This window comes from Sulfurimonas sp., assembly GCF_032250635.1.
GTDB lineage: Bacteria > Campylobacterota > Campylobacteria > Campylobacterales > Sulfurimonadaceae > Sulfurimonas.
Genome location: NZ_JAVVFL010000115.1, coordinates 1 through 7,379 on the forward strand (window position 1 = coordinate 1; position 7,379 = coordinate 7,379).

Below are 7,379 nucleotides of genomic sequence, written 5' to 3' on the forward strand. Positions count from 1 at the left end.
CGGCTCCAGCGCCCACACCCTCTTTCGCTTCGCCCTCGTCATATTTTTTAAGTACAGGAATAGTTGCTTTTTCAAATGAAAAGGTTGTATATACCGCGTGCGGTTTGTAGCTAAGAAGCGATAGTATATGAGCTATATCGGAGTTTTCGTCCTTTGCTACCCATAAAGTAGTAGCAATAGTGATATTTTCATGTTTTACTCTCATCAGAACATCTTCTCTAAGTTTGTCGGCTATGAGTAGACACGCTGCCATCTGTGTTCCGCCTCCTAGAACTACATGAAATCTTCTTGAAGCACTCATAATAAAACCGGCGCAAAACAGAAGCATGTTGTCACTTACATGTGAGAGCTTCTCGAAGTTGCTCATCTCGTCATTTATAAGTGATAACGCTTTGTCTATCGTCTCGTCTCTTATATTGTTAGGCACATGGCAAAAGCTTGAGGAGAACTTCTCTCTGCAATCATATCCAAGAGCCGAGACGGCTGCTGCCGCTGTTGTTGTTCCGCTTGGAGTGCTCTCTCCTAAAATGAGATAGTTCCCTCTGAGTTCGTAGCTCTCTCCAGCTTTGAAACCTTTTTGAAAAATAGTCTGTGCGTCTATTTTTGCCCCTGAAGCTATCGACTCTGAGGGTTCTATGCCAAAATGGTGGCATGTAGAGTTTTGAGGAGTTTTACTAAGCCCCAAATCTAAAATCTCTGTTGCACTAAATGGAGACAAGTTATGCACCGCTCTTGTGATAATAGCAGGAGTAGGAACGCCTGTCGGGGTCTCGGCAAGTTCGCCCAAAGAGTAAACTTTTCCATTTACTATAAACTCCGCATCAAGCGTTGGTGTGAGTGGTATCATCCCTGGGATTCCCGCTTGTGTTATGCCCTCAATCTCACATGTTCTTGTAACGGATGCCGCTAGTAAAAAGTCCGCTTTGCCGCTTGGCAGAGCATCTGGTTCGTTTGTAAATATGTTGTATGTTTTCATTTTTTTCTTTTTGTAAAATTTGTTTAGTCTAGATCATCTTTGTTGATAATACCTTGAGAAAGCAGCTCTTTTATAACTACCTCCGTCATATCGCTCTCAAACTCAAACTCATAGCGTATATCCATGACATATGCTTTTAGCTCCATATCCAAAAAAGATTTCCGCTGATAGATTTTGTTTGTAAAAAGCACCTCGATTGGCTTGTTGAGATAGATATATCTTGAAATTTGCGCCGCTTCAATGGCGATTTTACGGATTTTATCCATAGGAGCATCAATGGGGAGCATAACTTTTGCAACTACTTGACAGTGGAGTTCGCCCGAGTTCGAGTTTGAGACATGCGTGTTCATAAGCTCCATGTTTGGAACTACAACCATAGAATCATAAGGAGTTACAATCCGTGTTGCGCGCAGACCTATATTTATTACTTCACCGTAATCTTCGCCCACTTTTATCTTGTCACCAACTTTAAAAGGGCGGTCAAAAAGAAGCATAATCCCGCCGAATATATTTTTGAGAAGATCCTGCGTAGCAAAACCGACCGCTATTGCCACAGAGGCTAGAGTCGTAAGAAGAATCTCTTGTGGAGGGTTATATATTACCTTTATGATTGTTATTATAAAGAGCGTCCAAAGAGCGATTCTAAGAACTGGAATAAACCCTTTTATAGGTATTCGGGCTCTAGCGCTCTTTTCTGCAAAAAACTCCAATATTTTTGTTAAGAGAGAGATAAAAGCGTAAACAATAACAAAAAAGAGTAGCGTCCAAAGAATTTTTGAGAGAGAAAATATCACAAAAAAATCTATAGGGACAACTTTTACTTCGGTATCCTCTGTCAAGGTATCGGCAGCGCATAGTATCTGCACAAAAAAAGTAAAAAAGAAGAGAGTTATAAATTTCATAGCAGCGCTCCGTTTTAGTGGATAAAATTTTTAGATGAGAGATGGTCATGTACCTGCTGATAGATGGCAGGATTGATGTTGTACTTTTTATGGGGCTGGATAAGCAAACCCTTCTCAAGCATCGGCATAAGCATCTTACGGCACTCTTCGTGGGGTTCATTCATCACGATAGAGAAGTCATGCAGAGTAAGCCCGTCATGGAGTATGAGCGCTTGAAGTGCAAAAAGAGCTTCCGAGGAGAGATTTTTAACAAATGAATGATCAACGTTGTCTATCCCTTTAATATAAATTATATTTTCCTCTATCTTCTCAACCGCTCGTACCCAGTAGAGCATGGCAAGTGAGATATTTCCGTTTGAGAGTTTATGCAGCTGTTTGAAAAATCTCTCACTCAAAAAAGCTTGCTTTTGCTCATCCCCAAGATTCTCAAATGTCATACTTTTAAGGCTCTCCTCTGTTGGAAGAAACTCTGTTTTTAGATTTTCATACTCATTTCTTTTAGAAATTGTCTCTTTTATGTTCTCATGGCTTAGCGGCTCTATAAAAATTTCGCTCGTAAAGTAGTTTGAGATTGAGATTGTTTTAGCAAGAAAACTCCATGTCTCGGGGGTAAAAACTCCAATCCAAAGCACCTTTTTTGTCGTGTAGGAGATAAGTTCAAAAAGCATCTTGATGCTCTCAAACCCACCCACTTTTTTTAAAAACATATGGTGGAGATTCTCTAAAATAATGATTTTTGCGCTTTGCGTATTGTTTAAAAAATCGATAAGCTCCTTGTTTGTAGTTATATTCTCGGTCTTTAACAGAGTGTTAAAGTACTCAAAATAGTCCTCTTTTGTAAATATCTTCTCATGCAACTCATCTCTTATGATATCGGTATGAGGGATATCGGAAATAAACGAGTTGAGCATTGAGGTTACCCCGCACCCCTTTTCGCCAATTATCGCACATGTGACAAAACGGTTTTTCGCCCAGTTTGTGAAAGATTTTTGAAGCTCTTTTATCTCCTTCTCCCTATTTACAAAAAATTGCATTTCGGCAGGATGAAGCTCATAGAGTCTTTTATAGTTTTGGGGGATATTTTGTAGCGCGGACTCGGTCTCTTGCATAAATTCGGAAAGCTCAAAGGATATAAGCACTTTTTTATCTACTACGCCTAGAGTTTTTTTAAACCACGCAATTTTGTTCTTTAAAAATTTTAAAATGGTGCCCATCTCCCGACCTTGCTTCTTAAATCTTGGTTTATTTTAGCATATTTCAAGTATGGTTAACGAACCATTCTCAACTTTTATGCCAAATGCCTCCTCAAGCGCTATGTTGTTTATGATAGAGAGCAAAACTCTGATAACTCCTGCATGGGTCACTACCAAGACACTATCTTTTTCAAGCGATGGCAAAAACTCGAAAAAAAACTCTTTTACTCTTTCTTGATACTCTTCGTGCGGCTCGCCGTCAAGTGCTTCTATCCACTGTAAAAAATCTTTGTACTCTATCTCGCCCTGAGTGATTATCTCATCAAAACTAAGCCCTTCGTGCTTTCCCCATGACTTCTCTCTTAGTCTCTCTGAGAAGATGGTATCTTTTGCATGCAAAGAGTGTTGCAACGTCTCTCTTGCACGTCTCAAATCAGAGCAGAAAACCGCATCAAACTCTAATGCGTCAAGCTCTTTTGCGACTTCTCTTGCTTGAAGCTCACCTTTTTGTGACAAGCATATGTCGTTGTGTCCGTTATAGCAGTTTTTGTATCTCTCATCAACCTCACCGTGGCGAAGAAGTGTTACTCTCATATAAAAAAGCCAAAGAGCAAGATATTTAAAAGAATCAGCTCCGTTACTTCAATGCTGAAACCGTAAATATCCCCACTAAATCCGCCGTATCTTTTAATAAAAAAGCTTTTTATAACAAACAAAACTAACAAAGCGCTAACAAAAAGAAGCAGTTTGTTATAGAGCAGAACTATCAAAAATGAGTACACAAGCGCTACGAGCATCTGTTTTTTTGTAAACTCCTCTTTTGCCAAACTGCCCATCCCGCTTGGCGTGATGTAGGGGTAGAAGTAGATTGCCAAAACAGCGTTGAGCCTTGAGAGCATTAGAAGAAGAGGCAGAAGATAGAAGAGTTCAAAGTGCGCTAGAGATGAGGCTTTTAAAATCAAAAAAGTGCCGCTTATTATCATCCCCATCCCGCCAACATGAGCGTCTTTCATAACTTCTAGCGCTTTTTCTTTGTGAACATAAAGTCCGTCCACGGTGTCGCTAAATCCATCAAGATGAAGCGCGCCCGTAAGCAAAATCCAAAGCCCAAAGATGATAACGCCTGCATGCAAAGAGGAGGTGTATGGAGACAAAAGCAGATAAACTCCCCATAAAATAGCGCCAAGCACAAAACCGACAAGCGGGTAAAACATAACGGCGTAACCGTTTATGCCTTTATAAAAGTCGTGAACTTTGAAAAACGGAAGAGTTGTTAACATCGAGAGGGCAAGGGCAAAACCTTTAAAAATATCTCTCATTTTATTCTCGTTGAGATGCCGGCTATAGTGTGATAAACCTCGTCGCAAGAAGATGCGATTAGCTGAGATAATTTTCCGCTGATATCTATAAACTCACGCGCTAAAGCATTGTCCGGGATAATCCCGCATCCGACATCGTTTAGAACAAAAACCACTGTTTTATCAAGCGCCAAAACAGCCTCTAGCTCTTTTTTCATCTCCGCAAATTCAAAACCGTGATAGAGCATATTGTTTATCCACATGCTAAGACACTCAACCAAAACAGCATTTTTTTGTTTGGAGATTGTTTCATAGAGTTTCAGAGGCTCTTCAAGTGTTTCAAACTGAGCATCTCTTTGGAGTTTGTGAGCCTCTATGCGTTTTTGCATCTCATCGTCTATAAACTCTGTAGTTGCCAGATATATGGGCTTTTGCAAAGAGTGCTTAAGTGTGTATATCTCCGCATTGAGCGATTTTCCGCTTTTAATGCCGCCGATAAAGAGTGCTTTTTTTGTTTTCATCTTGTGATTTTATCCTAAATTTAAAGTTAGACCAAGGGAAATAGAGGCTATAGATATATTAAGGATAATTGGAATAAAATGGATTTTGCGTATGGTTATAAATTATTTAAATTAAAAGGTTTGTCATGAGTAAGAAAAATGCTTACAAGCAAAAAATAGAGGCAGAATTGGAGTTGGTTCACGCTAAACTCTTAGAGTTCAAAGCAAGAAGCAAGATTTATGCGGCTGATATGAGTATAAAATATAACGAGCGAATCGAAGAGCTTGAAGATAAGTTTGATGCTACAAAAGCAAAATTGAAAAAGCTTGATGAAGCCGGTGAAGAGAAATGGGAACATTTTAAAGATGATGTAGAGGCTGCTTGGCATACTCTTAGTACAGCCGTAAAAGATGTTGCTGAAAAGTTTAAAAAGTAAAAGAGAAGAAAAACCTCATCCGCTGCGGGGGATGAGGCGTAAACTCAAATCTTAGTAAAGATCTTGAGTTGGGTGATTGGTCTTAATACCCTCAGCATTGTTACCGTTGTTTGTATCGTAAGTTACGATGTTGTCAGCTTGAAGAGCACCTAGTGTTAATCCGATTAATAAAATCAATGTTTTCATTGTCTGTCCTTTGTTAAGAGAGCCTTACCCTCTAGTATTTTTAAATCAGACAAATTTTATCCTATTTAACTTTTAAGCTTCTCACTGTTTTTAAAGTACTCTTTTTAATTAAGACAATTTTTATCTTTTATTGCAAGTTCTGCATAAAAACCTGCAAGCAAGACTAGATGTTTAGCGCATTTACTATAAAACTCATATCTACATGTTGCTCTACATGTTCGGCAAACTCTTCTATCGCTTTTGCTTTGTACTCTTTGAAGTTGTATCCTTCGTAGTTTTCATCTATTTTAGAAAAGAGTCTGTATCGGAACTCATCGCTCTCAAAGATGCCGTGTACAAAAGTAGCGTAGAGGTTTTTTTTCTTTACAACTCTCTTTTTTGCAACGCCGTTGTGTATTTCGTAGCCCTCTATCATATCTCCAAAAAGAAAGTAGCACCCTTTTTTTAATCTCTTCTCTTTGGCAAAAACAACTTCGCCTTTTATCCGCCCAAAACCGACCGTATCTTTGTGATTAGATTCTACTGCATGTGGGTCTAAAATACGCTCAAACATCATCTCGTAACCGCCGCAGATGGCGACTATCTTCTGTTTTTTTGAAGTCAAAATCTCCTCAAATCCACGCTCTCTTAGCCACGCCAAATCATCCACGACTCTTTTGCTCCCCGGAAGAACAATCAAGTCACATGCAGAGGTTTCAGTTGCGTTAGAGATAAAAGAGAGAGCAACTTCTTTGTCTGCAACAAGCGGCTCAAAGTCCGTAAAATTGCTGATGTGAGGGAGTTTTATAACGCCTACTTTTATCTTTGCTTTGCCTGTATCTTGCACATAGTTCATTATAGATTGGCTGTCTTCAAAACCGAGGTTAAATGGTTTGTATGGCACAACGCCCAAAACTTTTATGCCGAACTTCTTCTCTATAATGATTCTGCCTTCATCAAAAAGAGTAATGTCGCCTCGAAATTTATTTACGATGACACCGATAACATTTTCACGCAGTTTTTTTGGAAGCAGTTTATAAACGCCGTAAATGGATGCAAAAACTCCGCCGCGCTCAATATCCGCAACCAATATTATCTTTGTATTGAATTCGTCTGCTACGTAGATATTTGAGAGGTCTTTGTCCATGAGGTTAAGCTCAACAGGACTTCCAGCTCCCTCGGCAACTATACAGTCGTACTTCTCTTGAAGCCTTAAAAATGCCTCTTTTACGATGGGTTGGAGTGTTTTTATGTCACGGTAGTACGCATGCACATCTTTTTCGCCCACGCTTTTACCGTTGATTATGAGATGCGCGCTGTTTTTCGAGCCCGACTTTAGCAAAACAGGGTTCATGTCTGTTGTAGTACTGAGTCCGATAGCTTGCGCTGCAAAATACTGAGGAATGGCTATCTCGCCTCCGTCATCCGTTACATGAGAATTGTTTGAGACATTTTGGGCTTTAAACGGAGCGACGCTGATACCGCGATGGTGCAGAAGGTAGGTTATGGCAAAGCTGAGTGTTGATTTTCCCGCGTCACTGCTTGTGCCGAAGATACTAAGTGAGTTCATTCAATGGCTTTTTATAATTTTTTTTATTTTATCTAAAATAATGTTTTATGCTATTGAGTTTGTAAATAAGAAGTAGATGTTTATATAGAGTGGATTAAAGAAAAAAAGCCTCATCCCCCGTAGTGGATGAGGCGTAAACCAAGATCTTAGTAGAGATCTTGAGTTGGGTGATTGGTTTTGATGCCGTCGGTATTTCCAGCGTTCTTTGTGTCGTAAGTTACGATATTCTCAGCTTGAAGAGCACCTAAAGTTAATCCGATTAGTAAAATCAATGTTTTCATTGTGTATCCTTCGTATAATATATTTATCAACCAAATAGTTAAAATATGGTTGTGTGT

Annotated in this window: 10 protein-coding genes; 1 reads left to right on the forward strand and 9 read right to left on the reverse strand. The window is 39.3% G+C overall.

Going from position 1 to position 7,379, the window contains the following annotated elements:
• The 6 genes from RQ763_RS07725 to RQ763_RS07750 all read right to left on the reverse strand — a co-directional run.
• The coding region (locus RQ763_RS07725) for a nicotinate-nucleotide--dimethylbenzimidazole phosphoribosyltransferase (RefSeq protein WP_314152175.1) at window positions 1-976 on the reverse strand (976 nt) is incomplete at its 3' end.
• A 23-nt stretch (window positions 977-999) separates the two neighbouring features.
• Window positions 1,000-1,878, reverse strand: coding sequence for a mechanosensitive ion channel family protein (locus tag RQ763_RS07730; protein ID WP_314152176.1), 879 nt, complete (start codon window positions 1,876-1,878; stop codon window positions 1,000-1,002).
• 14 nt (window positions 1,879-1,892) lie between these two features.
• On the reverse strand, window positions 1,893-3,092 hold the full coding sequence (locus RQ763_RS07735) for a hypothetical protein (RefSeq protein ID WP_314152177.1): 1,200 nt from the start codon (window positions 3,090-3,092) through the stop codon (window positions 1,893-1,895).
• Window positions 3,093-3,125: 33 nt separating this feature from the next.
• Window positions 3,126-3,665, reverse strand: coding sequence for an alpha-ribazole phosphatase family protein (gene cobC / locus RQ763_RS07740; protein WP_314152178.1), 540 nt, complete (start codon window positions 3,663-3,665; stop codon window positions 3,126-3,128).
• Window positions 3,662-4,390: an adenosylcobinamide-GDP ribazoletransferase gene (locus RQ763_RS07745; RefSeq protein WP_314152180.1), complete on the reverse strand. Its 729-nt coding sequence runs from the start codon at window positions 4,388-4,390 to the stop codon at window positions 3,662-3,664. The genes cobC and RQ763_RS07745 overlap by 4 nt, the downstream gene beginning before the upstream one ends.
• The gene (locus RQ763_RS07750) at window positions 4,387-4,890 is read right to left on the reverse strand and encodes a bifunctional adenosylcobinamide kinase/adenosylcobinamide-phosphate guanylyltransferase (RefSeq protein ID WP_314152181.1); all 504 of its coding nucleotides are present in this window, start codon (window positions 4,888-4,890) and stop codon (window positions 4,387-4,389) included. The genes RQ763_RS07745 and RQ763_RS07750 overlap by 4 nt, the downstream gene beginning before the upstream one ends.
• Window positions 4,891-5,015: 125 nt before the next feature.
• Between RQ763_RS07750 and RQ763_RS07755 the strand changes: the two genes are divergently transcribed.
• The gene (locus RQ763_RS07755; protein ID WP_314152182.1) at window positions 5,016-5,306 is read left to right on the forward strand and encodes a hypothetical protein; all 291 of its coding nucleotides are present in this window, start codon (window positions 5,016-5,018) and stop codon (window positions 5,304-5,306) included.
• A 51-nt stretch (window positions 5,307-5,357) separates the two neighbouring features.
• Here the strand turns inward: RQ763_RS07755 and RQ763_RS07760 are convergent, their stop codons facing one another.
• The 3 genes from RQ763_RS07760 to RQ763_RS07770 all read right to left on the reverse strand — a co-directional run bounded on the left by RQ763_RS07760 (window position 5,358) and on the right by RQ763_RS07770 (window position 7,322).
• On the reverse strand, window positions 5,358-5,492 hold the full coding sequence (locus tag RQ763_RS07760; protein ID WP_314152183.1) for a hypothetical protein: 135 nt from the start codon (window positions 5,490-5,492) through the stop codon (window positions 5,358-5,360).
• A gap of 163 nt (window positions 5,493-5,655) precedes the next feature.
• The gene (locus tag RQ763_RS07765) at window positions 5,656-7,041 is read right to left on the reverse strand and encodes a cobyric acid synthase (RefSeq protein WP_314152185.1); all 1,386 of its coding nucleotides are present in this window, start codon (window positions 7,039-7,041) and stop codon (window positions 5,656-5,658) included.
• Window positions 7,042-7,187: 146 nt separating this feature from the next.
• A complete protein-coding gene (locus RQ763_RS07770; protein ID WP_314152186.1) occupies window positions 7,188-7,322 on the reverse strand; it encodes a hypothetical protein in 135 nt (44 codons plus the stop codon).
• Window positions 7,323-7,379: the final 57 nt, after the last annotated feature.